The organism is Kaistia sp. MMO-174, from assembly GCF_037147815.1.
GTDB lineage: Bacteria > Pseudomonadota > Alphaproteobacteria > Rhizobiales > Kaistiaceae > Kaistia > Kaistia nematophila.
The window spans coordinates 318,501-344,436 of sequence record NZ_JBBCUO010000005.1; the positions used below are offsets into that span (position 1 = coordinate 318,501).

Here is a 25,936-nt window from a genome sequence, read left to right on the forward strand (position 1 = left end):
GATACCCCATGCCGCTTTCGCGCGCCCGTGCCGCGCTCAAATCCGTCTTCGGCTATGACGATTTCCGCCCCGGACAGGACGAGGTCATCGCTGCGGTGATGCGCGGCGAGCATGTGCTCGCGGTGATGCCGACCGGCTCCGGCAAGTCCATGTGCTACCAGCTCCCGGCGATCGTCGATGGCGGGCTGACGCTGGTCGTCTCGCCGTTGATCGCGCTGATGCGCGACCAGGTGCAGCAGATGCAGCATGTCGGCGTGGCGGCGGCGACGCTGAACTCGATGAATGGCGAGGACGCCAATCGCGAGACGCTGCGGCGGCTGCGCGCCGGCGAGATCACGCTGCTTTTCGTCTCGCCCGAACGCCTCGCCGGCGACGGCCTGGTCTCGCTGCTCGCCGCCTGCGACGTGCGGCGGCTGGCGATCGACGAGGCGCATTGCGTGTCGCAATGGGGGCATGATTTCCGGCCCGAATACCGCCAGCTCGCCTCGGTGCGCGAGGCGCTCGGCGGCGTGCAGGTGGTGGCGCTGACGGCGACCGCCGACCAGGCGACGCGCAACGACATCGCAGCCCAGCTGTTTCCGTCGCCGCCCCGCGTCGTGGTGCATTCCTTCGACCGGCCCAACATTCACCTGCGCTTCGAGGCGAAGGACCGGCCGCGCACGCAGATCGCCGACTTCCTCGCCCGTCACAAGGGCGGCAGCGGCATCATCTACGCCTCGTCGCGCGACAAGACCGAGAAGCTTTCGGAATGGCTGGTCGGCAAGGGCATCCGCTCGGTGCCCTATCACGCCGGCCTCGACGCCGACACGCGCTCGCGCCACCAGGACATCTTCCTGCAGGAGGACGGCGTCGTCGTCGTCGCCACCGTCGCCTTCGGCATGGGCATCAACAAGCCCGACGTGCGCTTCGTGGTCCATGCCGACATGCCGGGCGGCGTCGAGGCCTACTACCAGGAGATCGGCCGCGCCGGCCGCGACGGCCTGCCGGCCGACACGCTCACCCTCTACGGCCTCGACGACATGGCCTTCCGCCGCCGCCAGATCGAGGAGAAGGCGATCAGCGAGGCGCAGCGCCGGGTCGAGATGAAGCGGCTCCAGGCGATGACGGATCTCGCCGAGAACGCCACCTGTCGGCGCCAGGCGCTGCTTTCCTATTTCGGCGAGCAGATGGGGCCGTGCGGGCATTGCGACCTCTGCCAGGGCGGCGCCGAGCTGGTCGACGCCACCATCGACGCCCAGAAGGTGCTCTCCGCCGTGGTGCGCACCGGCCAGCGCTATGGCGCCGCGCATCTGGTCGATGTCCTGCGCGGCGAGGCGACCGACGCCGTGCAGCGTCAGGGCCACGACCGCATCAAGACCTTCGGCGTCGGCACCGATCGCAGCGCCCATGTCTGGCGCACGCTGGTGCGGCAGCTCTTCGCCGCCGGCGCGCTCGCCGAGGCGAGCGCCGAGCATGGCGGCTTCCGCATCACCCCGGAAGGCGAGGCGGTGCTGTTCGGCCACGAGAAGATCGCATTGCGCTCGATCCGCGAGGCGCCGCCGCGGCGCGGAGCCCGTCGCGCCGACAAGGACGACCGCGCCGATGGTCTCGACGAGGCGACGGCGACGATGTTCGAGCGGCTGCGCGCGCTCCGGCGCGAGATCGCCCGCGACGAGGGCGTGCCGGCCTACATGGTCTTCCCAGACCGCACGCTGATCGAAATGGCCGAGGCGATGCCCGGCACGCTCGACGAGATGCGCTCCGTGCAGGGCGTCGGCGAACGCAAGCTGACCCTCTATGGCGAGGCGTTCCTCGAGGCGCTGCACGCCTGACCGGCGCCAGCTACGGCGCCTCCGCGTCCGATGCGGCGCGCGCCTGCCGGTGGGCGTGCCAGCTGCGCGCAAGGCCGATCGCCACCGGCAGGCCGATGAGCAGCAGCCCGGCGATGATCAGCTTGTGATCCTGGTGCAGCCTGCCGGCGAAGCGCTCGACCGTCTGGCCGAACAGGTAGCCGATCGTGGTCATGATCGCCGCCCAGGCGGCGGCCGAGGCCAGGTTCAGCCCCGCATAGAGCACCGGGTTGACGCGGGCGATGCCGATCGCGATCGGGCTGATCGTCCGCATGCCGTAGATGAAGCGGAAGGCGAGGATGAACGCCACCTGGTTGCGCTGGATCTGGTCGAGCACCCGGATGAACAAGGGTCGCTTCGTTTGACGCTGCACGAAGCGGCTGCCTGCGAAATAGCGCCCGACGAAGAACAGCAGCTGATCGCCGGTGACCGAGCCGGCGAAGGCGGCGAGGAACACGGAGTAGGGGGTCAGGACGTGCTGGTGCGCCAGGAAGCCGGCGGCGACCACCACGCTTTCGCCCTCGATGATGACGCCGAGATAGACGACGATCAGGCCGTACTGGACGAGGAAGGCGTGGATCGCAGACATCGGGCGGACATTCCTTGCGCGGGCGCCGGGACCGGCGGCAGGCCGACAGCATCCGGTGCCATGGCCAGGCTGGCAAGCGCCGTTGCGGTCATGGTGCCCGGATGGCGCGGCAGCTGCGTTTCGCCACGGCGCCGCCGCGATTTCCTGCTAGGGGAAAGGGTGCAATTTGCTTGTCCAGGCAATATATTAGCCACTCGATTCGACTGTTCGCGCGCACGCGCGCGCGACACGTTCAAGGAAGCCTGAATGTCCGATACCGCCCGCGATCAAGCCTCTGAAGCCTATGGCGCCGATTCTATCAAGGTGCTCAAGGGCTTGGACGCCGTCCGGAAGCGCCCGGGCATGTATATCGGCGACACCGACGACGGCTCCGGCCTGCACCACATGGTCTATGAGGTGGTCGACAACGCCATCGACGAGGCGCTGGCCGGCCATGCCGACGAGGTGAACGTCACCCTCAATCCGGACGGATCGTGCACGGTCCGCGACAATGGCCGCGGCATCCCGACCGATCTGCACGCCGAAGAGGGCGTCTCGGCGGCCGAGGTTATCATGACCCAGCTGCACGCCGGCGGTAAGTTCGACCAGAACTCCTACAAGGTCTCCGGCGGTCTGCATGGCGTGGGCGTCTCGGTGGTCAACGCGCTGTCGAGCTTCCTGAAGCTGAAGATCTGGCGCAACGGCAAGGTGCACGAGATCGAGTTCGCGCATGGCAACGCCGTGTCGCCGTTGAAGGTGGTCGGCGACTGGGACGGCCGCAACGGCACCGAGGTCACCTTCCTGCCATCGACCGAGACCTTCACCAAGGTCGAGTTCGATTTCGACACGCTGGAGCACCGGCTGCGCGAGCTCGCCTTCCTGAATTCCGGCGTCCGCATCGTGCTGACCGACAAGCGCGGCGTCGAGGTTCGGCGCGAGGAACTCGTCTATGACGGCGGCCTCGAGGCCTTCGTGCGCTATCTCGACCGCACCAAGAAGCCGCTGATGCCGGCGCCGGTCACCATGAGCAACGAGCGCGACGGCATCACCGTCGAGGTCGCGATGTGGTGGAACGACAGCTACCACGAGAACGTGCTCTGCTTCACCAACAACATCCCGCAGCGCGATGGCGGCACCCATCTCGCCGGTTTCCGCGGCGCGCTGACGCGCCAGGTGACCGGCTATGCCGACCGCGAGGGCATTTCGAAGCGCGAGAAGGTGTCGCTTTCGGCCGATGACTGCCGCGAGGGGCTGACGGCCGTTCTCTCGGTCAAGGTGCCGGACCCGAAGTTCTCGTCGCAGACCAAGGACAAGCTCGTCTCGTCCGAGGTGCGCCCGGTCGTCGAGAACATCGTCAACGAGATGCTCGGCCAGTGGTTCGAGGAGCATCCGGCGGAATCGAAGGCGATCCTGTCCAAGGTCGTCGAGGCCGCGACCGCGCGCGAGGCCGCCCGCAAGGCGCGCGAGCTGACCCGCCGCAAGGGCGCGCTCGACATCGCCTCGCTGCCCGGCAAGCTCGCCGACTGCCAGGAGCGCGACCCGGCCAAGTCCGAAATCTTCATCGTTGAGGGTGACTCGGCAGGTGGCTCCGCCAAGCAGGGCCGCAACCGCGAGAACCAGGCCGTGCTGCCGCTGCGCGGCAAGATCCTGAACGTCGAGCGGGCCCGCTTCGACAAGATGCTGTCGTCCGAGCAGATCGGCATGCTGATCATCGCGCTCGGCACCTCGATCGGCAAGGACGAGTTCACACCGGAAAAGCTGCGCTACCACAAGATCATCATCATGACGGACGCCGACGTCGACGGCGCCCATATTCGCACGCTGCTGCTCACCTTCTTCTTCCGCCAGATGCCGGAGCTGATCGAGCGCGGCCATGTCTACATCGCCCAGCCGCCGCTCTATAAGGTCACCAAGGGCCGTTCGGAGCAGTATCTGAAGAACGAGCGGGCGCTGGAGGACTACCTGATCCAGCAGGGCCTCGACGAGGCCGCGCTGCAGCTGGAGGATGGCGAAGTCCGCGCCGGCGCCGATCTCGAACACCTGATCCAGGACGCGCGCCAGATCGCCCAGATCCTGAGCGGTATCCATACCCGCTACGATCGCGGCATGGTCGAGCAGGCGGCGATGGCCGGCGGCCTCGACCCGGCGCTGCTCGAGGACAAGGACCGCGCGCTCGCCGCCGCCCACGCCATTGCCGAGCGGCTCGACCTGATCGCCGAGGAAACCGAGCGCGGTTGGCAGGGCACGCTCGACCCGCAGGGCGGCTACCGCTTCGAGCGCGAGGTCCGCGGCGTCCGCGAGGTGCATTCGATCGACATGGCGCTGATCGATTCGGCCGATGCCCGCAAGCTGCACGCCATCGCCGCGCGCATCTCCGACGTCTTCGCCAGGCCTTCGACGCTGCGCCGCAAAGAGGTGTCGACGCCGATCCACGGCCCGCGTTCGTTGCTGGAGGCTGTCTTTGTCACCGGTCGCAAGGGCATCCAGCTGCAGCGCTACAAGGGTCTCGGCGAGATGAACGCCAGCCAGCTCTGGGAGACGACGCTCGACCCGAACGTCCGCTCGCTGCTGCAGGTGAAGATCAAGGAGGCCGACGCCGCCGACGATCTCTTCACCAAGCTGATGGGCGACGAGGTGGAGCCGCGCCGCGACTTCATCCAGGACAACGCCCTCAGCGTCGTCAATCTCGACGTCTGATCGGGAGGGGGCGCCGTCTCGGCCGGCCTATTCGGCCGGCACGGGACAGCTCATGTCGCCTTCCTGGCAGACAAGCAGCGTCTTCAGTTGATCGAGGCGCGTGCGGGTGAGGCCATCGAGGCAGGCGGCGCGAACCATTGGATAGGCGCTGCCGCCCGATACGCCGGAACTGCGGAAGTCGCATTCGGCGTCGCGGAAGGCGATCCAGGCGCGCTGGGCGGCGACGAGTTGCTTGGCGGTGTCCGGATCGTCGGCGAGACGGCGGGTGATCGCCTGATAGGTGGTGTTCAGCTGCCTGTCGGTCGCCTTCAGCGCCATGTCGGCGCAGGCGGTCATCGTTGCCTGGTCTTCGGCATTGTCGCAGTCGACGGCCTGCGCCGCCGGCAGTCCCGCAAGCGTCATTGCGGCGATGAGAACGAAGCGGCGCATGGGTTTCTCCCCGGCTGATCCACGTCCAATAGAGGCCGGATTTCATCGGCCGGCAAGCGCCCGATGGTTCGAGGTTCGTAGCAATTTGCCGTCGCCATATTGCCCTCGCTCCGCCATCGGTTCATACGTCATGCGCTCGTCTACTTCCGCAAGCCGCGTGGCCGGTGCCATACTCGCCAGCATAAGCAGTGCGATGGTCAACAACTCACACGCATCAGGGATGAAACACATTGCAGCAACTCGCTGATATTGGCGTGCTCGGTCTCGCCGTGATGGGCGCGAACCTCGCCCGCAACGCTGCCCGCAAGGGCTTCGGTGTCGCCGTGTTCAATCGCAACGGCGCCCGCACCGACGAACTCATCAACGAGCATGGCGGCGAAGGCCGCTTCACGCCGTCGAAGACGATCCCTGAATTCGTCGCCTCGATCGCCAAGCCGCGCGCCATCATCATCATGGTCAAGGCCGGCCAGCCGGTCGACGACGTGATCGAGGAACTGCTGCCGCATCTGGAAGTCGGCGACATCATCATCGACGGCGGCAACTCGCTCTACACCGACACCAACCGCCGCTTCCATTACCTCAAGGACCGGGACATCAAGTTCATCGGCATGGGCGTTTCGGGCGGCGAAGAAGGCGCGCTCGAAGGTCCGAGCATGATGCCGGGCGGCACGCGCGAGGCCTATTCCCGCATCGAGCCGATCGTCACCAAGATGGCGGCTCAGGTCGATGGCGAGCCCTGCTGCACCTATATCGGCACCGAGGGTTCCGGCCATTACGTCAAGATGGTGCATAATGGCATCGAATATGCCGATATGCAGCTGATCACCGAGGCCTATGACCTGTTCAAGACGGTCTATGGGCTGGAGGCCGGCGCGATCGCCGACATCTTCGCCGAATGGAACAAGGGCGAGCTCAACTCCTACCTGATCGAGATCACCGATGCCGTGCTGCGCAAGGTCGACTCGACCGGCAAGCCGCTTGTCGATTCGATCGTCGACGAAGCCGAGCAGAAGGGTACCGGCCGCTGGACCGCCCAGTCCGCGCTCGATCTCGGCGTGCCGCTGACCTCGATCACCGAGGCCGTGTTCGCCCGCGCGCTTTCCGGCCGCCGCGCCCAGCGCGCCGAGGCGGAAAAGCGCTTCCCGCATCCGGCCACGACGAAGCGGACCATCACCCAGGCCGACATCGACGCGATCCGAGATGCGCTCTACGCGTCGAAGATCGTTGCCTATGCGCAAGGCTTCGAGCAGCTCGCCGTCGCCTCGCAGCAGTTCGGCTGGGACCTGAAGCTCGGTGACCTCGCCACCATCTGGCGCGGCGGCTGCATCATCCGCGCCCGCTTCCTGAACCGCATCCGCGAGGCCTACGAAACGGGCGGCGCCGGCGACAACCTGCTGCTGCAGGACTATTTCCGCGACGCCGTGGTCCAGGCAGAGGCGAACTGGCGCAAGGTCGTCGGCCTCGCCATCGCCGAGGGCATCCCGGTTCCGGCCTTCGCCTCGTCGATCGCCTATTATGACGGGCTGCGCCGCGCCCGCGGCCCGGCCAACCTGCTGCAGGGCCTGCGCGACTATTTCGGCGCCCACACCTATGGCCGCCTCGACAAGCCCGGCAAGTTCCACACCCGCTGGAGCCAGGACGGATCCGAGATCCAGGCCTGAGGCCGCTTCGCGCCGCCGCCGGCGCGGAAACAAAATGATACCGTCGCGCAACGCACCGTTGCGCGACGGCCCAAATCCGGGCGCATTCGCCCGCAATCCTGCCGTTACGGATCGCACGGGCATTGCACGAACGATCCATCGCTCCCACATGGTGTCAGCGATATTGAACAGGCGGAGATGATGACGACCTACCGGACCTACGTGCTTTCAGGCCCCCGTGGCGCGACCAGCTGGAAGGACAAGCTCAAGCTTGGCGCAGCCATGGTCGTCGGCGCTGCCGTGGTCTTCGCGGCTCTGGTGGTGTCGTTCTCGATCGCGCTGGTGCTGATCCCCGTCCTTGCCGTCGTCTATCTCTTCCGCAAGCGGATCTTGCGCGCCATCCTGGCGCGCGCCATGCCACCGGGCGCGCAGCCCGGCGCCGCCGGTTTCGGCCGCGAGACCGGCTACGACACGGCCTATGAGACGGCGACGCCCTTCGAAGAGCCCAATCCGTTCCGTGGCGCGTCCGGTCCCCGTGCCGGCGACGGCCCGACCATCGACGCGGACTACCACGTCGTCGAACCGCGCGACCGCGACGGCAAGCGCTGAACCCTTTCCCCCTCCCGATCGCGACCCGGTCGCCCGAATGTGACCGGGCGGCCGTCGCGAACGCCTCCAGCCCCAGCCCGGATCGGCTAAGCTTCCCTTCGCGCCCCGGGCGGCGCGTGTCCAAGCCATGGGAGGAAGCGATGCAGGATGGGCTCAATCTCTCCAGTCTCCGCAAGGCCGTGGAAGGCAATGACGCGAGGGCGCTGGCGGCGTTCTATGCCGACGATGCCGAGATCCGCGTGATCGACCAGGATCATCCGCCGAGCCGGCCGCTGGTGCTCAAGGGCAAGCAGGCGATCGGCGCCATGCTCGACGACGTCTGCAACCGCGCCATGAAGCACCACGTCGATGACGGACTGGTCGATGGCAGCCACATGGCCTTTTCCGAGACCTGCACCTATCCGGACGGCGTCAAGGTCTACATGAGCGCCATGCTGGAGCTCGCCGACGGCAAGATCCGCCGCCAGACCAACATCCAGGCCTGGGATCATTGAGGCTGGGTGCCGCTGCCCCAGTTCCACGCTCGCCGTCATCCCGGACGCAGCGCAGCGGAGATCCGGTATCCATGCAGCCGCGAAGCCGGGAGTTTCGCGGTGGTCAGTCCGGCTGAATGATCCCGGGTCCAGCCCGGGATGACCGCGGGTTCGCGGCCATGATTGCATGAGCTGGAGAGACCGGAGAGCCTGCCTCACCGTTCCAGCCGGTTGACGAACCAGCGGGTCAGTTCGATCCAGACCTGGTCCTTTTCGGCCGCGTCCTCGATACCGTGCTCGATGTTCGGGTTGTCGTTCACCTCGATGACGAAGAAGCCGTCGTCGGTCTGCTTGATGTCGACGCCATAGAGCCCGCTGCCGATCAACTGCGCGGAGCGGAGGCCGATGTCGATCACCTCCGGCGGCGCCTCGCCGATCGTCATCGAGCGCAGGCCGCCTTCGAGCGCCTTGCCGTTCCGCTGGTGCTTGACGATCTGCCAGTGCTTGCGCGCCATGGTGTACTGGCAGACGAACAGCGGCTTGCCGCCGAGCACGCCGACGCGCCAGTCGAACTCCGTCGGCATGAATTTCTGCGCCAGCAGCAGATCGGTGTCCTTGAACCAGGCGCGCGCCAACTGGTCCATCTCGCGATGGTTGTCGACCTTCTTCACGCCGCGCGAGAACGAGGAATCCGGGATTTTCATCACCAGCGGGAAGCCGAGCTCGTCGGCCGCCCGCTCGAGGTCGCCATTGCCGGCGAGGATGATGGTCGGCGGCACGGCGATGCCGTTCCCGGTCATCAGCTCCTGCAGATAGACCTTGTTGGTGCAGCGGATCATCGAGACGGGATCGTCGATCACCGGCATGCCTTCCTGCACGGCGCGGCGGGCGAAGCGATAGGTGTGATTGTCGATCGAGGTCGTCTCGCGGATGAACAGCGCGTCGAACTCGGCCAGCCGCGCCAGGTCCTTCCTGGTGATCGGCTCGACTTCGACGCCGAGCTTCTCGGCGATGCGGGCCCAGTGCTTCAGCGAGGCGAGGTTCGAGGGCGGCATCGCCTCGGCCGGGTCGTGCAGCACGGCGAAGGAATAGCGCGGCGCCGTCGGCGTCGCCTTCTTCGAGCGCCATTCGCGGCGCGTATGGTCGTGTAGCGCCTGATGGAAAAAAGCGAGCTCCTCGGCGGTCAACTTGTTGATCGGCACCGGGGCGAGCTTGCGGATCTCGGCGCGGCCCGCGGGCTCGATCGTCACCTCCAGCACCGGGCAGCGGAACCAGTCGAACAGCAGCCGCGCGAAGCGGTCGAAGCGGTGATCCTCGGTGATGCCGAACATCACCAGCAGCCGGGCGGGCATTTCCCTGTCGTCGCCGTTGGAGACGGCCTTGGCCAGCTGGTCCTCCAGCTCGGGCAGGGCCTGGGCATAGAGGGTGCGGCTGCCGAGATCGATCATTGTCTCGACCGTCGGCACGACGCGATGGCCGCGCGCGCCGGCGAGAAGCGAGGCGTAGTAGCCCCGGCTCTGATAGGCGAAGGAGCGCGACAGGTTGATGATCTTGGGACGGGAGCCGCGGAACAGGTTGGCGCGGGCCAGATAGTCCTTGGTCGTGATCACCTTGTGCGGCGTGTCTTCATTCGGAAAGTCCTTGGCCGCGTCGACCAGGATCACCCAATCCACCATGGCTCACCTCGGTCTCAGAACGACGGCGGCGCGCAACGGTTCCCGCCCCCAGCGCGCCATGCGCTCGAAATCGGCGTAGGGGATCGGCAGGTTGGCCGCGTCGGCATGGGTTTCGTGCTCGCGGTCCTCGACCCAGGGGTCGTGCACGAAGAGATGGCGGCCGTCGTCGCCGACCACCAGCACCCAGTGCGGCACCTTCTTGCCGAACATCCGGTAGGCCGAGATCAGCACGATCACGAGCGCGCCCTCGGCCAGCCCCGCCCGGATCGCCGCCACGTCGAGCGGCCGATAGGCGATCGGGATCTCGAAGGCGATGGTCTGGCGGCGGAAATCCTCCTGTGCCAGCTCCATGACGCGGCGCTTCTCGGGATCGCGCACCGATTCCAGGAAGAGCGAGCCCTCACGGCTGACATGCACGCTGGCCGAGAGGCCATTGCGCGCGGCGGAAACGGCCAGCCCGTGCGGGTCGCAGCCGCCGAGTCCGGCCATCATGAACACGGTCGTCGCCTGGCGCCACAGCTTGATCTCCTCGACCGGGCCGAGGGCGTAGTCCTTGCGGAAATGGCCGAGCGCCATCATCACGCAGCAGGGGCCGCATGTGAAATCGGTGGTCTGCTCATAGTAGCGGACGGCGGTTGTCTGGGCGTCGCCGCGCAGCCGCTTCTCGTAGCGCAGCGCGTTGGCGTGGTCCTCGTAATAGTCGAGATAGCGGCCGATGCGGCGATAGCCGAGCCGTTCATAGAGGCGGATGCCGCGGGCATTGTCCTCGCGCACCTCGAGCCGCAGCAGCAGGCGGTCGCGGGCGTAGGCGACCCGCTCGGCTTCTGCCATCAGCGCCGTGCCGGCGCCGCTGCCGCGCTGCTCGGGAACGACGGCGATCGAATAGAGCCGCGCCATGCCGGTGCCGGCGCGAAACAGCAGCAGCGCGTAGCCGATCAACCTGCCGCCGGGCAGCGCCGCGACGGTGATGGCGGCGGTCGGCGCCTCGACCAGCTTGCGGAAGCTGCGCCGCGCGATCCGGTCCGTTTCGAAGGCGGCGGCCTCGATCGCGACCAGCCCGTCGACATCGGCGGCCAGTGCGGGGCGCACGGTGAACACGGGAGGCGATGGGGCGTCGACGGCACTCACGAGGCGCGATGGAACGCCCATTTCGATCGATCCGCAATAGGCTCCGGAAAAGCCGGTGCCTCGGGATCGGGCGCCATCCGGAGTGCGGATCTCCCGCCGCAATTGCGGCGCCGCTATGACCTTTTCCAACACGCAATCGTGAGCGCGCCGGCCTTTTTCGGCGCGCCGGAAGCATCGTTGCGGGCTAGCCGGGGACGTTGTCGCCGACTTCTTCGGCGATCGTCTCGCCGGCCTTGTTCCTCGTCTCGCGCTGCTCGCGCATGAAGATGAACAGGCCCGAGGCGATGATGATCGCGGCGCCGATCAGCATCGACACCTTGGGCTGGTCGCCGAATACGAAATAGCCGAACACGACGGCCCAGATCAGCATCGTATACTGGTAGGGAACCACCACCGAGGCGGGCGCCAGCTTGAGCGAGCGGGTGACGCAGAACTGCGCCATCAGCGCGACGACGCCGAGCAGGCCGAGCAGGCCGAAGTCGATCGTCGTCGGCGTCACCCAGCTGAACGGCGCGATCACCGCGCCGACGAGCAACGTGCTCACCGTCGAGAAGGTCAGCAGCGTCTTGTCCGGCGTGCCGCGCAGCTGGCGGGTGACGATCATCAGCGCGGCGAAGAACAGGCTGCCGCCGATCGCGATCAGCGCGCCCCAGCTCAGGCTGTCGGACGAGGGCTGCAGCACGATCAGCACGCCGACGAAGCCGGCGAGGATCGCCGCCCAGCGCGGGCCGTCGACCTTTTCCTTCAGCAGCAGCGCCGACAGCGCCGTCACATAGATCGGTCCGGCGAGGTAATAGGTCATCACGTCGGCGAGCGGCAGCAGCGACACCGCCCAGTAGAAGAAGCCGATCTCGCCGGTGATGACCCCGACGCGCAGCAGCTGCATCCAGGGGCGCGGCGCCTTGGCGAGCTGGCGCACGCCATTGTCGCGGCAGATCACCGGCAGCATGACGAGGAGCGCCGCCAGCGAGCGGATCAGCAGGATCATGCCGACCGAATAGGTGCCGACCAGCCATTTGCCGAGCGTGTCGTTGACGGAGTAGAGCAGGATGCCCAGTACCATCAGGGCGATGCCGAGGAGGGGGCCGGAGAGCGGGCGGACGGTAGCGGCGGGGCTGGTGGCGGACATGAGATCACTTGGGGGATGAGAGAATATGCACTCTGCACAGAAGCACGGCAGAGGCAACCGGAACGAAGACCCTTCCGTCGCGATCCGGCGGCTTCTTCTGCGGGGCGGCGACTTTTCATTTGCTTTTTCCGCGTCGAACCTGCATATACGCGGCGACGATCATCGTGATCGCGCTGTGCCACACGAGATTCGGTGGCTCCATCTCGCTGGAAATGGCGGGACACGACCCCGTCCTCTGATCCTGTCGCGCGTGGGTCATGGCTAGAAGTCGAGTACCGGGTGGTATTCGCACAATTAGGCTTTCTTCTTGAATCAACTGACAAATTTTGCGGCTCTGGCACTTGCCGAGCCGTTGGTGCGCGCGCTCGACGTGGCCGGCATCACGACGCCGACGCCGATCCAGGCCCAGGCAATCCCCGCGCTTCTCGAAGGCCGCGACATGCTCGGCATTGCGCAGACCGGAACCGGCAAGACCGCCGCGTTCGGCCTGCCGCTGCTGCAGCAGCTCTCGCGCCGCGCCGATGGCCTTGCGCCGAAGAGCGTGCGCTCGCTGATCCTGGCCCCGACCCGCGAACTGGCGATCCAGATCGACTCCGAGCTGCGCAAGTTCTCGAAATATCTCGGCATTCGCCATGCGCTCGTCTTCGGCGGCGTCGGCCATCAGCCGCAGATCCGCGCCCTTGAAAAGGGCGTCGACATCCTCGTCGCCACGCCCGGCCGCCTGCTCGACCATCTGCAGGCCCGCGTCGTCCGCCTCGACGAGGTCACCCATCTCGTCCTCGACGAAGCCGATCGCATGCTCGACATGGGCTTCGTCCGCGACGTCATGAAGATCGTCGGCCTGTTGCCCGAGAACCGGCAGTCGCTGCTGTTCTCGGCCACCATGCCGGCCGAAGTGGCGCAGCTTTCTCGCAAGATCCTCAAGGACCCGGTCCGGGTCGAGGTGACGCCGGAGGCAGTCACGGTCGATCGCATCGACCAGAAGCTCTACCGCGTGCCGACGGCGGAAAAGCGCAACTTCCTGCTGGATCTGCTTGCCAATCCGGCGATGGAGCGCGTCATCGTCTTCACGCGTACCAAGCACGGCGCCGACCGCGTCGCGCAACACCTGCAGAAGGCGGGCGTCGAGACGCTCGCCCTGCATGGCAACAAGTCACAGGGCGCCCGTCAAAAGGCGCTGGAAGGCTTCAAGGATGGAAGCCTTCGCGTGCTCGTCGCGACCGACATCGCTGCCCGCGGCATCGATGTCTCTGGCGTGACCCATGTTGTGAATTTCGACCTGCCCGACGAGCCGGAATCGTATGTCCATCGTATCGGACGTACGGCCCGTGCTGGTCGCAGCGGGCTCGCACTCTCTCTGTTCGACGCTGGCGAAGCTGCGCGTCTGAAGGCCATCGAGCGGCTGATTCGCCGTTCGATTCCGGAAGTCGCGACCAATTTCAAAGCCCCGTCTTCGGCTCAGAGACCCGCTGCGGAGACGCATCGGGGCGATAAGCCGGCTCGGGACGGGCAGCCTATGCAAGAAAAGAGCAAGAAAAATCGGTGGCGTGGCCAACAGCGCCGTCGAGCGGCTTGACGACGGGAACGTCGTTAGCAAAGTTCTCTACCGCCAGACTGAAGGAGATTTCCATGGCGACGGGTACAGTTAAGTGGTTCAATGCGACCAAGGGTTACGGTTTTATCCAGCCGGACCAGGGTGGTCAGGACGTGTTCGTGCACATCAGCGCCGTTGAGCGCGCTGGTCTGTCGACGCTGCGCGACGGCGCCAAGATCTCGTACGAGCTCGAGACCGACCGTCGCGGCAAGACGTCCGCGACGGAACTGAAGGTCTCGTAAGGAACGACACATGGCGAAGGAAGAAGCGCTCGAATTCGAGGGTACGGTCGTCGAGGTCCTGCCCGACGCCAAGTTCCGCGTGGAACTCGAGAACGGGCATGTCGTCGTCGCCTACACCGCAGGCCGGATGAAGAAGAACCGGATCAAGACGCTGGCGGGCGACCGCGTAACCGTCGAGATGACGCCATACGATCTCGATCGGGCGCGACTGGTTTTCCGGCACAAGGGCGAACCGCTTGCACCGCAAGCACCCAGGCCGCCCTTCCGCGGTGGCGCGGCACGTCGACGCTGACATCCGACGCCAGGTGAAGATCATGAGGGTCGACGCGAGCAATCGCGCCGGCCCTTTCTTTTTGGCCGGCGGACGGCGGGCTCGGGCGGCTCGGGTGGCCGGCTTCGCCGGGGCTCGATCCGGTCCGGCGACGCCGCTTTTCTCAACCTTTTACTAACCCTAGTATGGTTTCCTCGGATTAACCCCAAATTGGGCCGAAATTCGGCGGGTTGTGAAAATGTGGCGCCTGGAGGGCAAAACCCGCTTGCGTCCTGCCGCAGAAGACCATATTCTTTTCTTGTCGCGGGGGTAGACGATTCACCAAATCTTAAGTCGCCTTCTCTCTCGACGCATTCGGGAGCTTCCCGGTTAGAAGTGTATTCGAATCTTATTGGATACGCAGTTGTAGTTAGAATTGATGAGCTCGAGTTTTTTTTGGTTCGGGCGAAGAATTATTCTTCTTAAGTTATGGTTTAGCCGCCGGCCCAAAAGGTCGGCGGTTTGTTTTTGTGGGCCGTTTACTTTGCCCGAGTGTGGCGCTGCCGGCCTGCTACTCGGCTGGATTCGGGCGATTCCGCGGCGGCCCAGTCTCGATTCTGCCCGGCGACGGCATGTCGCGCGCCACTTTCCTATCCATGCCTTAATCTCATGCAGCTTGGGACGTCACGACGACCGAATCGGCGTTCGAGTCGGTTGCCTGGAGGAATTGGATGCTCAACGTTCTTCGCAACTTCATCGCGGAGCTGACCGGCGAGGCGCCGGCCCGGCGTTTCGGCGAGAATGACCACCGCCTGGCCGCGGCGGCGCTGCTCTACCACGTCGTCGCCGTCGACGGTGAGGTCTCCGAAGCGGAGCGCGTCCGCCTGCACGACCTGCTCAAGGCGCGCTTCGGCCTCGACGAGGAGGCGACCGACGACCTCATGCGCGCCGCCGAGCAGGCCGACGACGAGGCGGTCGACTTCTACCGCTTCACCAGCGTGCTGAAATCGCAGCTCGAAGAGATCGACCGCGAGCAGGTGGTCGCGATGATGTGGGACCTCGTCTATGCGGATGGACGGCTGACCGAGTTCGAGGACAACGCGATCTGGCGCGTCGCCGATTTGCTTGGCGTTTCCGGCCGGGCCCGGCTGCGCCTGAAGAAGATCGTCCAGTCCGGCGGCAATGCCGTCGAGATGCTGGTTCCGCCGAAGGAATGAATCGCAACGACCCGCGGAGCCGGTGGCTCCGGGGGATAGGATCTCCGCCGTGCCGCAGTCGCCGAAGCCTGTACTGATCGTCCTGCACCAGGAGCATTCGACGCCCGGTCGCGTCGGCCATCGGCTCGCGGAGCGCGGCCATCCGCTCGACATCCGTCGGCCGCGCTTCGGCGATCCGCTGCCCGACACGCTCGCCGATCATGCCGGCGCGATCGTTTTCGGCGGCCCGATGTCGAGCAATGACGACGAGGACTATATCCGCCGCGAGATCGACTGGATGTCGGTGCCGCTCGCCGAACAGGCGCCGCTGCTCGGCATCTGCCTCGGCGCGCAGATGCTGGCGCGCCATCTCGGCGCCCGCGTCGGGCCGCGCCCGGACGGTCTGGTCGAGATCGGCTATTATCCGCTGCGCGCTACCGAGGCGGGGCAGGGGCTCTGCGCGTGGCCCGAGATCGTCTACCAGTGGCATGGCGAGGGCTTCGACCTGCCCGCCGGCGCGGCGCTGCTCGCCGAGGGCCAGCTCTACCAGAACCAGGCCTTCCAATACGGCCCGTCCGCCTTCGGCTTCCAGTTCCATATCGAGCTGACCCTGGCGATGATGCATCGCTGGACCACGACCGGCGAAGAGCGCTTCAAGCTGCCCGGCGCCCAGCCGCGCGCGCAGCACATGGAGGGGCGGGCGGTCTATGACGGCCAGACCTCGCGCTTCCTCGACGGCTTCCTCGATTTCTGGCTGCGCCTGCCGCGCGCCAATGGCGAACCGGCCGAGGTCGATCCCGGCACGCCCGAGCCGATCGGCCTCGGCTGAGCCGCCTCCGCGTTGCAAATTGCGAAAGCTCTCGCAAATTGCGATGCGCGGAAGGTGAATCGGTTGTTAACCATCCCCAGATCTGGACGATTTGATTCAAATTATAACCATATCTGGTGGCGGCACGGGCCGGCACAACTGGCAGGAGGCTTGCGACACATCTTGGCAAGCTGACCTTCCGGTTGTGCGTAGTCAGCTCTGATCGGACGGAGAAGGGTGGAACCGATGACCCCCGGTAACCCTTCTCCGCTCCGCTTTCCGTCGCCCCTGCACGCGGCGCTTGCATCCCAACCCCTCCCTGGTCTCCTATAGCGGCGTGGCGGATTCCTTCCGTCGCGGGGGGAACCTTCGGTCATGACGGACACGCAGGATTCGCTGGCGCGCGCCGCGCGGCTCTCGTTCTGGAGCGGCCCCGTCTCGCCGCAGCCCCTGGCCGGCGGCCTCACCAACACCAACTGCCTGGTCGAGGATGGCGGCCGCAAATATGTCGTGCGCATCGGTGGCGACAGGATCGAGCACGGCATCATCCGCTCGACCGAGCTGGCGGCGAGCCACGCGGCCGCCGAGGCCGGCATCTCGCCGATCGTCGTGCATGCCGAGCCGGGCGCGATGGTGATCGATTTCGTCGAGGGCCGTAGCCTGACGCCGGCGGATATCCGCGACGAGCGCTATCTCGGCCGTATCGTCGAGCTGCTGCGGCGGGCCCATCACGACATCCCGCGCTTCTTCCGCGGCCCGGCGCCGCTGTTCTGGGTGTTCCAGGTCATCCGCGACTACACCCATACGCTCGAGGCGGGCGAGAGCCATTACCTGCCGATGCTGGTGCGGGTGCTCGACGCGACCGAGCGGTTGGAAAAGGCGGTCGGTCCGGTAGAGCTCGTCTTCGGCCACAACGACATGCTGGCGGCCAATCTGATCGACGACGGCCAGCGCCTCTGGCTGGTCGACTGGGACTATGCCGGCTTCAACTCGCCGCTGTTCGACCTCGGCGGGCTGGCCTCCAACAACCTGCTGTCGCGGCAGCAGGCCGAGCGCGCGCTCGAACTCTATTTCGACCGGCCGCTCACCGATGAACTCCGCCGGCGGGCGGCAGCGATGACGGCGGCGTCGCTGCTGCGCGAGACCATGTGGAGCATGGTGTCGGAGCTGCACAGCCACCTGGTCTTCGACTATCCCGCCTATACGGCCGAATATCTCGGGCGCTTCAAGCTCGCGCTCGCCAGCTTTGACGAGATGGAGCGCGCATGAGCGATCTTCCCGGTTCCGCCCGCATCGTCATCATCGGCGGCGGCATTGTCGGCGCGTCGGTGGCCTATCACCTCGGCGCCATGGGGCAGACCGACGTCATCCTGCTGGAGCGCGGCAGGCTCACCTCCGGCTCGACCTGGCATGCCGCCGGCCTGGTCGGCCAGCTTCGCACTTCGGCGAACATCACCCAGTTGCTCGGCTATTCGGTCGCGCTCTACGACCGGCTCGAAGCCGAGACCGGCCAGGCGACGGGCTGGAAGCGCAATGGCGGCCTGCGGCTTGCCTGCAATGCCGAGCGCTGGACCGAGGTGCGCCGCCAGGCGACGACGGCGCGCTCCTTCGGGCTGGAGATGCAATTGCTTTCGCCGCGCGAGGCGCAGGACCTCTGGCCGCTGATGCAGGTCGACGACGTCGTCGGCGCCGCCTTCCTGCCGACCGACGGCCAGGTCTCGCCCTCCGACATCTCCGCCTCGCTCGCCAGGGGCGCGCGCCAGAAGGGCGTGACGATCCGCGAGGGCGTCGCCGTCACCGGCATCGTCGTCGAGGATGGCGCGGTCGTCGCCGTCGAGACCAGCGAAGGCCGCATCGCCTGCGAGAAACTCGTGGTCTGCGCGGGCCAATGGTCGCGCGAGATCGGCCGGCTCGCCGGCGTCAACATTCCGCTCGTCTCGGTGCAGCACCAGTATCTGATCACCGACGCCGTCCCCGGCGTCACGCCGAACCTGCCGACGCTGCGCGATCCCGACCGCCTCACCTACTGGAAGGAGGAGGTCGGCGGGCTGGTGATGGGCGGCTACGAGCCGAACCCGAAGCTCTGGGACGTCGATCCGCTGCCGCGCGATTTCGAATTCCAGCTGCTTCCGTCCGATTTCGACCATTTCGAGCCGATCCTCGAGCAGGCGCTCGGCCGCGTGCCGGCGATGGAGACGGTCGGCATCAAGGAGTTCATCAACGGGCCCGAAAGCTTCACGCCGGACGGCAACTTCATTCTCGGCGAGGCGCCGGAGGTGAAGAACGTCTTCGTCGGCGCCGGCTTCAACGCCTTCGGCATCGCGTCCGGCGGCGGCGCCGGCATGGCCTTGGCCGAATGGGTGGTCAACGGCGCGCCACCCTTCGATCTCTGGCCGGTCGACATCCGCCGCTTCGGCCGCAACCACCACGACCTCTCCTGGATCCGCAACCGGACGCTGGAGGCCTATGCCCGCCACTACACCATGGCGTGGCCGTCGGAGGAATTCCTCTCGGGCCGGCCGCTGCGCCGCTCGCCGCTCTATGACCGGCTGGCAGCGGAGGGCGCCGTGTTCGGCGAGAAGCTCGGCTTCGAGCGCGCCAACTGGTTCGCCGACCGGGCGGCAGGCGAGGCGGCCGAGGACCGCTACACCTATGAGCGGCCGAACTGGTTCGAGCCGGTCGGCCGCGAGCATCGGGCGGCGCGCGAGGCGGCGGTGCTGTTCGACCAGACCTCCTTCGCCAAGTTCGAGCTCTCCGGCCGTGACGCCGAGAAGGCGCTCGCCTGGATCGCGGCGAACGATGTCGCCAGGCCGGTCGGCCATCTCGTCTATACGCAGATGCTGAACGCCAACGGCGGCATCGAATGCGACCTGACCGTCGCCCGCGTGGCCGAGGACCGCTACTACATCGTCACCGGCACCGGCTTTGCCACGCATGATTTTCACTGGATCCAGTCGAACATCCCGGAAGGTCTCGACGCCCGGCTGACCGACGTCACCTCGCAGAACGCGGTTCTCGTGCTGATGGGGCCGCGGGCGAGAGAAATCCTGCAGCCCTTGGCCGACGCCGACATCTCGCACGCCGCCTTCCCGTTCGGCCGCGCGAAACGGCTCTCCATCGCCGGCTGCCCGGTGCTGGCGCTGCGCGTCACCTATGTCGGCGAACTGGGCTGGGAACTGCACGTGCCGATGGAATTCGCGCTGACGCTCTATGACGCGCTGATGCAGTCCGGGCGTCCTCTGGGCATGAAGCTCGCCGGCTACCGCGCCATCGAGACGCTGCGGCTGGAAAAGGGCTATCGCGCCTGGGGCGCCGAGATCGGCCCGGATCATTCGCCGCTGGTCGCCGGCCTCGGCGCCTTCGTCAAGCTCCGCAAGCCCATCCCCTTCCTTGGCCGCGCGGCGCTGGAGGCGCAGGCGGCAAAGCCGCTGCCGCGCCTGCTCGCCGCCTTCACCACCGAGGATCCGTCGATCGTGCTGCTCGGCCGCGAGACGATCTATCGCGACGGCGAGCGGGTCGGCTGGCTGGCGAGCGGCGGCCATGGCCACACGGTCGGGCGGCCCATCGGCTATGGCTATGTCCGCCGCGCTGCCGGCGTCGATCGCGATTTCGTGCTGTCGGGAAGTTACGAGCTGGAGGTCGCCGGCGAGCGCGTCGTGGCCCATGCGCATCTCGATCCGCTCTATGATCCGGAGGGGCTGCGCATCCGCGCCTAGCCTTCGCCCCCGGCCGCAATCCTGTCCGCGCGGTCCGTCGTCCGGCTTTTGCCGCTTCGCTGCTTTCCCGGCAAACCGGCCTGCGACGCTTTCCGCTCCGTATGGCTACGGAGTTGACAGGGCCGCCGTGCAGGTATTGGTACGAAAAGCAATCGACATCAATAACATAGAGTTATTCCAATGTACGACGTCACGCGACGTCAGCTGATGCATCTCGGCATCGGCGCTGCCGGCGCCGCGATGCTGCCGGGCCTTTCGGTCCCGGCGCGGGCCGAGGACCAGACGCTGGCGCTCTATAATGGCCAGCACCGGCCGCCGGTCGAGGCGCTGGTCGCCGCCTTCACCGCCGCCACCGGCATCGCCGTCGTCACCCGCAACGGCAACAGCGCCCAGCTCGCCAGCCAGCTGATCGAGGAGGGCGCCAATTCGCCGGCCGACGTCTTCTGGTCGGAGGAGAGCCCGTCGCTCGCCGCCGTTGACGGCAAGGGCCTGCTCGCGCCGCTCGATCCCGAGACGCTGAAGCAGATCCCGGAGAAGTACACCGCCAGGGATGGCACCTGGGTCGGCGCCGGCGCCCGCTGCCGCGTCGTCGTCTACAACAAGTCGATGATCGAGGCGTCGGCGCTGCCGAAGAGCGTGCTCGATTTCGCCGGCGAGGCCTGGGCCGACAAGGTCGCCTTCGCGCCGAACAGCGGCGCCTTCCAGCAGCAGGTCGTCGCGGTCGCGCTGCTCAAGGGCCGTGATGCGGCGCTCGCCTGGCTGAAGGGCCTGCGCCAGTATGGCCGCGTCTACAACAGCGATTCCGCCGCGGTCGAGGCCGTCGAGGGCGGCGACATCCCCGTCGCGCTCAGCAACAACTACTATTGGTACGCGCTCGAGCAGGAGCTCGGCCCCGACAATATGAACTCGGCGCTTCACTTCATCGGCAATGGCGATCCCGGAACGCTGATCACCGTGTCCGGCGCCGGTGTGCTGAAGACGTCGAAGAAGGCCGAGGCCGCCCAGCGCTTTGTTTCCTTCATGGTCAGCGCCGAAGGCCAGGCCGCGATCGTCGGCGCGATCGCCGAATATCCGCTCCGGCCCGGCGTCGTCTCGCCGTTCCCGCTGAAGCCGTTCGACCAGCTCGATCCTGCCCCGGTCACGCCGGCCGATCTCGGCGACGCCGCCGACGCGCTGGCGCTGCTGCGCGAAGCGGACCTCGCTTGACGGCCGCTGCCGACGCATCTGGCAGTCCTTCCCGGCGCGACGCCCGCCACGGCGCGCCGGCATCGCGCCTGCTCGTCGCGCTGGCCCTGATCCCGACCGCGCTGATCGCGCTGCCGGTGATCTATGTGCTGCTGCGCGCCTGGGGCGCCGGCTGGAGCGGCGTCTGGGCCGAGCTGGCGCGGCCGCGCACGCTGATGCTGCTCGGCAATACGCTGACGCTCTGCCTGTCGGTGACATTGTTCGCCAGCCTGATCGGCTATACCGCCGCCTGGTTCACAGAGCGTACCGATCTCGCCGGCAAATGGCTCTGGCGGGTGCTCTGCTGCCTGCCGCTCGCCATGCCGGCCTTCGTCGCCAGCTTTGCCTGGAAGTCGCTCGGCCCTGGTTTCCAGGGCATGTCCGGCGCCATCCTGATCCTGACCATGGAGAGCTTCCCGCTCATCTTTCTGCCGGTCGCCGCCTCGCTGCGCAGCATGGACCCCGGCATGGAGGAAGTGTCGCGCTCGCTCGGCAAGGGGCCGGGGGAAACGTTCTGGAAGGTGACGCTGCCGCGCACGTTGCCCGCGCTCGGCGGCGGCGCGCTGCTGGTCGCCGCGCACATGCTGTCCGAGTTCGGCGCGCTGGCGCTGCTGCGCGTGCAGACCTTCACCACCGCGATCTTCCAGCAATATGAGCTGCAGTTCGACAATGCCTCGGCGGCGGTGCTCTCGGGCCTCTTGATGCTGCTCTGCCTTCCGGTCGCGTTCGGCGAGATGTGGCTCCGGCGCGGCGTCCGTCTTTCCAAGGTCGGCCGCAACACGGCCCGGCGCGGCTCGCCGGCCCGCCTCGGCCGCTGGGCGCCGCTCGTCATGCTCGGCTTCGTGGCCGTTTCGATCGTCTCGCTCGGCGTGCCGTTCGGCCGGCTCGGCTATTGGCTGGTCAGGGGCGTCTCGGCCGGTCGCGGCCTCGATGCGCTCGGCCCGGCCTTGTTCGGCTCGCTGTCCCTGGCGCTGCCGGGCACGCTCGTCACCACGGTGATCGCGCTGCCGCTGGTTCTGCTCGTGCTGCGCAGCCGGGGCGTCTTCGCCCGCTTCGCCGACCGGCTGCCCTATGTCGTGCACGGCCTGCCCGGCCTCGTCGTCGCTCTGGCGCTGGTCTATCTGTCCATCCGCCTGCTGCCGGCGATCTACCAGACCCGCGCGGTGCTGTTCGCGGCCTATGCGATCCTGTTCCTGCCGCTGGCGCAATCGGCGATCCGCGCCTCGGCCGAGCTGGTGCCGCGCGAGATCGAGGAAGTGGCGCGCACGCTCGGCCGCAGCCCGTGGCAGGCCTTCGTCTCGGTGACGCTGCCGTCGCTGGCGCCGGGGCTCGGCGCCGCGCTGGCGCTGGTCGCGCTCGAGCTGATGCGCGAGCTGACCGCCACGCTGATCCTGGCACCGACCGGCGTCGTCACGCTCGCGACCGAGGTCTGGTCGCACACCAATGACAGCGCCTACGCCGCCGCCGCGCCCTTCGCAGCGCTGCTGGTGCTGATTTCGGGCCTGCCCGTCTACATCTTCACGCTGCGCACCTTGCGCCCGCGCCCTGATCGTCAGGTCAACTAAGCAACGTCGTAGAAGTTGCAGTTGCTCGCGGTCGTTGTGACTCCAGCCCTGCAGGCGGCAAAGAGTCGCCGTAATTGTCGTTCATGATCACGGTGGATCGATCCAAGCCGGTTCGATTCCGTTTCCGCGATATTGTTCGACGAATGACTCAGAACAGCGTCTCGAAACGAAACATTAACCAAGGAGAGTTTGCGATCTGTTTTGGCGGCAGCGGGGGTTACGTGTCGAAACAAAGTAGAGATGAGTACCATGACACATTCGGGCAAATCGAGCGCCGCCTTGCGCGTGCGCAGTCTCGCTGAGCTGACCGATCCAGGTCTCTCCAACCCGGCCTCCGAACGCGATTCATCGCACGAAAACATCCGCTCGAACGTCGTTCGCGGATTCCCCAAGCTGGTTCAACAGCAGCCGGAGCCGCCGGCCGAGACGGCGCTGCCGCAGCTGGAAGATCTCGCGGCCGAGCTCGAAGCCGCGCTGATGGGCGACCTTCAGAAGGTCGCCTCGCTCTGGGACGAGCCCGAGGCTGCGGCCGCGTCTGAATCTTCCGCCCCGCCGACACGGCAACTGGCTCTGCCGGAACTCGCCCTGCCGGAGCTTGCCCTTCCCGCGTTGATGTCGCCGGAACAGGTAGCGGCCAACGAAGCGGCGCGGGATCCGATGGCGCTCGATCAGGTCGAGCTCGATCCGACGCTCGCTTCCGAGCTGCCGCCGGCTGAGCTGACCAAGGACGACCTGCCGCAGCAGGACCGCCTCGCCGTCGAGCTGCTGCTGGCGCGCGGACGCCAGCCTTCGGCGGCGCCGAAGCCGGCGGAGCGGGCCCCGGCGGCCGTGGAGCTGGAAGACCGGCTCGCCGGCGAACTGGCCCAACGCCTTTCCATCGCTGTCGACGAGTTGCGCATCGCCGATGGCGAGCAACCGACCCTCGATGCCGACCGCAGCCTCAATGCTGGCGGCAGCCGTGGCCTCACCACCCTCAACAAGCAGTTGCTCGCCGTCGTCGCCCTGCTCGCCATCGTTGGCGGTGGCGCGTTGCTGACGATCCGCTCCGTCACCGCGTCGGGCGACGCCACCGTCGTCGGCGAGTTGGACAGCGCGGCCACGGCCGGCATCGTCAAGGCCGACCCGCCGGCGCCGCTGCCGGCCCCGGCCGCGAAGCAGTCCTATGACCGCGCCGCAGAGGACCAGTCGCTGCCGGAATCGCCGCAGCTGCGCGGCGCCGACATGATCAACCAGGCGACGCCGCTCAATCAGGCGCCGACCGCGCAGGCCTCGGTTGACCCGGTGCCCGGTTCGGCCCCCACGCTTGGCGCCGCGATGTTGCCGGGCTCCGCCGTCAGCACGCAGCCGGTGACGCCGAACGTGCGCGCCGCCTACGCCGCCCCGGCCGAGGTGACGAAGCCGACCGCGGTAGAGACCGCGTCGGTGACGGAGCCCGCGCCCTCCGCCGATGACGCCGGCGTCGCCGCCGAGCCGGAGGCCGCCGCGCCGAAGCCGGCCGCGGTCGCGCCGTCGAAGGCTGTCTCCGCCGGATCCCCGGCGCCGGGCCTCGCCCGGGTCACCAGCGCCGTCAAGCTGCGCGGCAACCCGGACAATGGCGCTCCGACGGTCGGCCTGCTCAAGGCCGGCGAGCAGGTCCAGGTGGTGCAGTGCAAGGGCTGGTGCGAGGTCGTCGTCGATGGCAAGCGCGGCTTCGTGTTCAAGAAGTTCCTGGCCTCGGTCAACGGCTAGGGGCGCGATCCTCCCGCGTTGTTCTCGCGGGAGGATCCACTTCTACGTAATGTGAAGGCTTGTTCGCTTGCGAACCGCCATAATGATTGTGTCGGAATGATTGCATCTGCTACGAGGAAGCGATCAGTTCGGGGCGGTTGATGACGGAAATGCAAGGGCAGGGATCGGACACACCGGGCGCGACGCCCTACACGCCTCCGCGCGACCCGGAGCGCTATTTTCGCGGCGTCGAAGTCCTGTTCTCGGCCGTGCAGGCGTTGTCCTTCACGCGCGAGCCGGGTCAGGTGCAGCGGATCGTCAAGACCGCCGCGCGCCAGCTGACCGGTAGCGACGGCGCCTGTTTCGTCCTGCGCGACGGCGCCTCCTGCCATTTCGTCGACGAGGATGCGGTCACGCCGCTCTGGAAGGGCATGCGCGTTCCGCTCTCGAGCTGCATCGAGGGTTCGGCGATGCTGCATCGCCAGCCGGTGCTGGTGCGCGATGTCGCCGCCGACGACCGGGTCTTGCCCGGAGCCTATGACGCGACCTTCGTCCGCAGCCTGGCCGTCGTGCCGGTGCGCGGCCATGAGCCCGTTGGCGCCATCGGCGTCTACTGGGCGGCGCCCGGCGGACCCGACGAGGATGATCTCCGCCTGCTTTCGAAGCTCGCCGATGCGGTGTCGCTGGCGATCGAGAACATCCGCATCCATGGCGAGCTGGAGGAGCGCGTGCGCCTGCGCGCGGCCGAGCTCGACAAGGCCAAGGCTGACATCGAGGAGCTTTCGATCACCGACGAGCTGACTGGCCTGCTCAACCGGCGCGGCTTCCGCCGCGCCGCCGAGGCGATCCTCGCGGGCGGCAATGGCTGCCAGCTCGCCTTTATCGACGTCGACGGGCTGAAGAAGGTCAACGACAAGTTCGGCCACACGGTCGGCGACAGCCTGATCGCCGATTGCGCCAGCGTGCTGCGCGACAGCGTGCGCCAGTCCGATATCGTCGGCCGGATGGGAGGCGACGAATTCTGCGTGCTCGTGCAGGCGCCGCTGGCGCCGGCCGAGGCGCTGCGCAACAGCCTGCGTACCCGGCTCGACTACTTCAATCGCCTGTCGCCCGCTCAGTGCACGCTGTCGATCAGCGTCGGCATCGTCCAGGCGAAGCCGGGCGGCAACGAGTCGCTCGACGACCTGCTCAGTCAGGCCGATGCGCTGATGTCGATGGAGAAGCACTCCAAGTCGATGTCGAAGTCGCGCCACTAGGGCGTCTCCGGGGCGTCCGGTAGGCCCGATGCGGTCCCTCGCGATCGCTTGACGACGTGTGAGCGCCCATCCCGGTTCCCTGTTCCGATCGACGCTTTCCGGATGCCTCGGGCACGCCCGCGCCCGTGGCAAAGCCGCGCTTGCCGCGCCTTTCGCCGCTGCCGCGGAAATCGCGAGATCGTTCAAATTGCGATGATCCG

21 protein-coding genes are annotated in these 25,936 nt (G+C 67.2%); 16 read left to right on the forward strand and 5 right to left on the reverse strand.

Annotation, left to right across the window (positions count from 1 at the left end; genetic code table 11):
- The first annotated feature begins 8 nt into the window (after window positions 1-8).
- On the forward strand, window positions 9-1,811 hold the full coding sequence (gene recQ, locus WFK98_RS19360; protein ID WP_336801358.1) for a DNA helicase RecQ: 1,803 nt from the start codon (window positions 9-11) through the stop codon (window positions 1,809-1,811).
- 10 nt (window positions 1,812-1,821) lie between these two features.
- Here recQ and WFK98_RS19365 read toward each other — a convergent pair whose 3' ends face one another.
- Window positions 1,822-2,418, reverse strand: coding sequence for a DedA family protein (locus tag WFK98_RS19365; RefSeq protein WP_336801359.1), 597 nt, complete (start codon window positions 2,416-2,418; stop codon window positions 1,822-1,824).
- A 246-nt stretch (window positions 2,419-2,664) separates the two neighbouring features.
- Here WFK98_RS19365 and gyrB point away from each other — a divergent pair, with 246 nt between their 5' ends.
- On the forward strand, window positions 2,665-5,094 hold the full coding sequence (gene gyrB / locus WFK98_RS19370) for a DNA topoisomerase (ATP-hydrolyzing) subunit B (protein ID WP_266336831.1): 2,430 nt from the start codon (window positions 2,665-2,667) through the stop codon (window positions 5,092-5,094).
- A gap of 27 nt (window positions 5,095-5,121) precedes the next feature.
- Here the strand turns inward: gyrB and WFK98_RS19375 are convergent, their stop codons facing one another.
- Window positions 5,122-5,523, reverse strand: a complete 402-nt coding sequence (locus WFK98_RS19375; RefSeq protein ID WP_336801360.1) for a lysozyme inhibitor LprI family protein — start codon at window positions 5,521-5,523, stop codon at window positions 5,122-5,124.
- A gap of 230 nt (window positions 5,524-5,753) precedes the next feature.
- Between WFK98_RS19375 and gndA the strand changes: the two genes are divergently transcribed.
- The 3 genes from gndA to WFK98_RS19390 all read left to right on the forward strand — a co-directional run bounded on the left by gndA (window position 5,754) and on the right by WFK98_RS19390 (window position 8,266).
- The gene (gndA, locus tag WFK98_RS19380; protein WP_266336833.1) at window positions 5,754-7,184 is read left to right on the forward strand and encodes an NADP-dependent phosphogluconate dehydrogenase; all 1,431 of its coding nucleotides are present in this window, start codon (window positions 5,754-5,756) and stop codon (window positions 7,182-7,184) included.
- Between the two features lie 177 nt (window positions 7,185-7,361).
- The gene (locus tag WFK98_RS19385; protein ID WP_266336834.1) at window positions 7,362-7,772 is read left to right on the forward strand and encodes a hypothetical protein; all 411 of its coding nucleotides are present in this window, start codon (window positions 7,362-7,364) and stop codon (window positions 7,770-7,772) included.
- A gap of 116 nt (window positions 7,773-7,888) precedes the next feature.
- Window positions 7,889-8,266, forward strand: coding sequence for a nuclear transport factor 2 family protein (locus tag WFK98_RS19390; RefSeq protein ID WP_266336835.1), 378 nt, complete (start codon window positions 7,889-7,891; stop codon window positions 8,264-8,266).
- 194 nt (window positions 8,267-8,460) lie between these two features.
- On the opposite strand, the gene WFK98_RS19395 is transcribed toward WFK98_RS19390, so the two are convergent.
- The 3 genes from WFK98_RS19395 to WFK98_RS19405 all read right to left on the reverse strand — a co-directional run bounded on the left by WFK98_RS19395 (window position 8,461) and on the right by WFK98_RS19405 (window position 12,178).
- Window positions 8,461-9,918 carry a RimK family protein gene (locus WFK98_RS19395; RefSeq protein WP_442907467.1) on the reverse strand — a complete coding sequence of 486 codons (1,458 nt, stop codon included), beginning with the start codon at window positions 9,916-9,918 and terminating at the stop codon, window positions 8,461-8,463.
- Window positions 9,919-9,924: 6 nt separating this feature from the next.
- Window positions 9,925-11,070 carry a GNAT family N-acetyltransferase/peptidase C39 family protein gene (locus WFK98_RS19400; RefSeq protein ID WP_266336837.1) on the reverse strand — a complete coding sequence of 382 codons (1,146 nt, stop codon included), beginning with the start codon at window positions 11,068-11,070 and terminating at the stop codon, window positions 9,925-9,927.
- A gap of 163 nt (window positions 11,071-11,233) precedes the next feature.
- Window positions 11,234-12,178 (reverse strand): DMT family transporter, encoded by a 945-nt coding sequence (locus tag WFK98_RS19405; RefSeq protein ID WP_266336838.1) that lies wholly within the window; start codon window positions 12,176-12,178, stop codon window positions 11,234-11,236.
- A 307-nt stretch (window positions 12,179-12,485) separates the two neighbouring features.
- Here WFK98_RS19405 and WFK98_RS19410 point away from each other — a divergent pair, with 307 nt between their 5' ends.
- From WFK98_RS19410 to WFK98_RS19460, 11 genes are all read left to right on the forward strand, one after another.
- The gene (locus tag WFK98_RS19410) at window positions 12,486-13,754 is read left to right on the forward strand and encodes a DEAD/DEAH box helicase (RefSeq protein ID WP_336801362.1); all 1,269 of its coding nucleotides are present in this window, start codon (window positions 12,486-12,488) and stop codon (window positions 13,752-13,754) included.
- Between the two features lie 53 nt (window positions 13,755-13,807).
- Window positions 13,808-14,014 carry a cold-shock protein gene (locus WFK98_RS19415; RefSeq protein ID WP_018182467.1) on the forward strand — a complete coding sequence of 69 codons (207 nt, stop codon included), beginning with the start codon at window positions 13,808-13,810 and terminating at the stop codon, window positions 14,012-14,014.
- Between the two features lie 10 nt (window positions 14,015-14,024).
- Window positions 14,025-14,306 carry a translation initiation factor IF-1 gene (gene infA, locus WFK98_RS19420; RefSeq protein ID WP_201401761.1) on the forward strand — a complete coding sequence of 94 codons (282 nt, stop codon included), beginning with the start codon at window positions 14,025-14,027 and terminating at the stop codon, window positions 14,304-14,306.
- Window positions 14,307-14,995: 689 nt separating this feature from the next.
- Complete coding sequence (locus WFK98_RS19425; RefSeq protein ID WP_266336839.1) at window positions 14,996-15,481, forward strand: tellurite resistance TerB family protein; 486 nt, start codon at window positions 14,996-14,998, stop codon at window positions 15,479-15,481.
- Window positions 15,482-15,521: 40 nt separating this feature from the next.
- On the forward strand, window positions 15,522-16,289 hold the full coding sequence (locus tag WFK98_RS19430; protein ID WP_266337356.1) for a glutamine amidotransferase: 768 nt from the start codon (window positions 15,522-15,524) through the stop codon (window positions 16,287-16,289).
- Window positions 16,290-16,643: 354 nt separating this feature from the next.
- Window positions 16,644-17,537, forward strand: coding sequence for a choline/ethanolamine kinase family protein (locus tag WFK98_RS19435; protein WP_336801364.1), 894 nt, complete (start codon window positions 16,644-16,646; stop codon window positions 17,535-17,537).
- Window positions 17,534-19,984, forward strand: a complete 2,451-nt coding sequence (locus WFK98_RS19440) for a GcvT family protein (protein WP_336801365.1) — start codon at window positions 17,534-17,536, stop codon at window positions 19,982-19,984. The genes WFK98_RS19435 and WFK98_RS19440 overlap by 4 nt, the downstream gene beginning before the upstream one ends.
- Before the next feature lie 180 nt (window positions 19,985-20,164).
- Window positions 20,165-21,190 carry an extracellular solute-binding protein gene (locus WFK98_RS19445; protein ID WP_336801366.1) on the forward strand — a complete coding sequence of 342 codons (1,026 nt, stop codon included), beginning with the start codon at window positions 20,165-20,167 and terminating at the stop codon, window positions 21,188-21,190.
- The gene (locus WFK98_RS19450; protein WP_336801367.1) at window positions 21,187-22,773 is read left to right on the forward strand and encodes an ABC transporter permease; all 1,587 of its coding nucleotides are present in this window, start codon (window positions 21,187-21,189) and stop codon (window positions 22,771-22,773) included. Before WFK98_RS19445 ends, WFK98_RS19450 begins: the two co-directional genes overlap by 4 nt.
- A gap of 249 nt (window positions 22,774-23,022) precedes the next feature.
- The gene (locus WFK98_RS19455) at window positions 23,023-24,501 is read left to right on the forward strand and encodes an SH3 domain-containing protein (RefSeq protein WP_336801368.1); all 1,479 of its coding nucleotides are present in this window, start codon (window positions 23,023-23,025) and stop codon (window positions 24,499-24,501) included.
- Between the two features lie 140 nt (window positions 24,502-24,641).
- Complete coding sequence (locus WFK98_RS19460; RefSeq protein ID WP_266336845.1) at window positions 24,642-25,736, forward strand: GGDEF domain-containing protein; 1,095 nt, start codon at window positions 24,642-24,644, stop codon at window positions 25,734-25,736.
- Window positions 25,737-25,936: the final 200 nt, after the last annotated feature.

Bases quoted from the DNA above. Each gene is read 5' to 3' on its own strand.
- recQ (WP_336801358.1), top strand. From the start codon at position 9: ATGCCGCTTTCGCGCGCCCGTGCCGCGCTCAAATCCGTCTTCGGCTAT.
- WFK98_RS19365 (WP_336801359.1), bottom strand. From the start codon at position 2,418: ATGTCTGCGATCCACGCCTTCCTCGTCCAGTACGGCCTGATCGTCGTC.
- gyrB (WP_266336831.1), top strand. From the start codon at position 2,665: ATGTCCGATACCGCCCGCGATCAAGCCTCTGAAGCCTATGGCGCCGAT.
- WFK98_RS19375 (WP_336801360.1), bottom strand. From the start codon at position 5,523: ATGCGCCGCTTCGTTCTCATCGCCGCAATGACGCTTGCGGGACTGCCG.
- WFK98_RS19385 (WP_266336834.1), top strand. From the start codon at position 7,362: ATGATGACGACCTACCGGACCTACGTGCTTTCAGGCCCCCGTGGCGCG.
- WFK98_RS19400 (WP_266336837.1), bottom strand. From the start codon at position 11,070: ATGGGCGTTCCATCGCGCCTCGTGAGTGCCGTCGACGCCCCATCGCCT.
- WFK98_RS19405 (WP_266336838.1), bottom strand. From the start codon at position 12,178: ATGTCCGCCACCAGCCCCGCCGCTACCGTCCGCCCGCTCTCCGGCCCC.
- WFK98_RS19415 (WP_018182467.1), top strand. From the start codon at position 13,808: ATGGCGACGGGTACAGTTAAGTGGTTCAATGCGACCAAGGGTTACGGT.
- infA (WP_201401761.1), top strand. From the start codon at position 14,025: ATGGCGAAGGAAGAAGCGCTCGAATTCGAGGGTACGGTCGTCGAGGTC.
- WFK98_RS19425 (WP_266336839.1), top strand. From the start codon at position 14,996: ATGCTCAACGTTCTTCGCAACTTCATCGCGGAGCTGACCGGCGAGGCG.
- WFK98_RS19435 (WP_336801364.1), top strand. From the start codon at position 16,644: ATGACGGACACGCAGGATTCGCTGGCGCGCGCCGCGCGGCTCTCGTTC.
- WFK98_RS19440 (WP_336801365.1), top strand. From the start codon at position 17,534: ATGAGCGATCTTCCCGGTTCCGCCCGCATCGTCATCATCGGCGGCGGC.
- WFK98_RS19445 (WP_336801366.1), top strand. From the start codon at position 20,165: ATGTACGACGTCACGCGACGTCAGCTGATGCATCTCGGCATCGGCGCT.
- WFK98_RS19455 (WP_336801368.1), top strand. From the start codon at position 23,023: ATGACACATTCGGGCAAATCGAGCGCCGCCTTGCGCGTGCGCAGTCTC.
- WFK98_RS19460 (WP_266336845.1), top strand. From the start codon at position 24,642: ATGACGGAAATGCAAGGGCAGGGATCGGACACACCGGGCGCGACGCCC.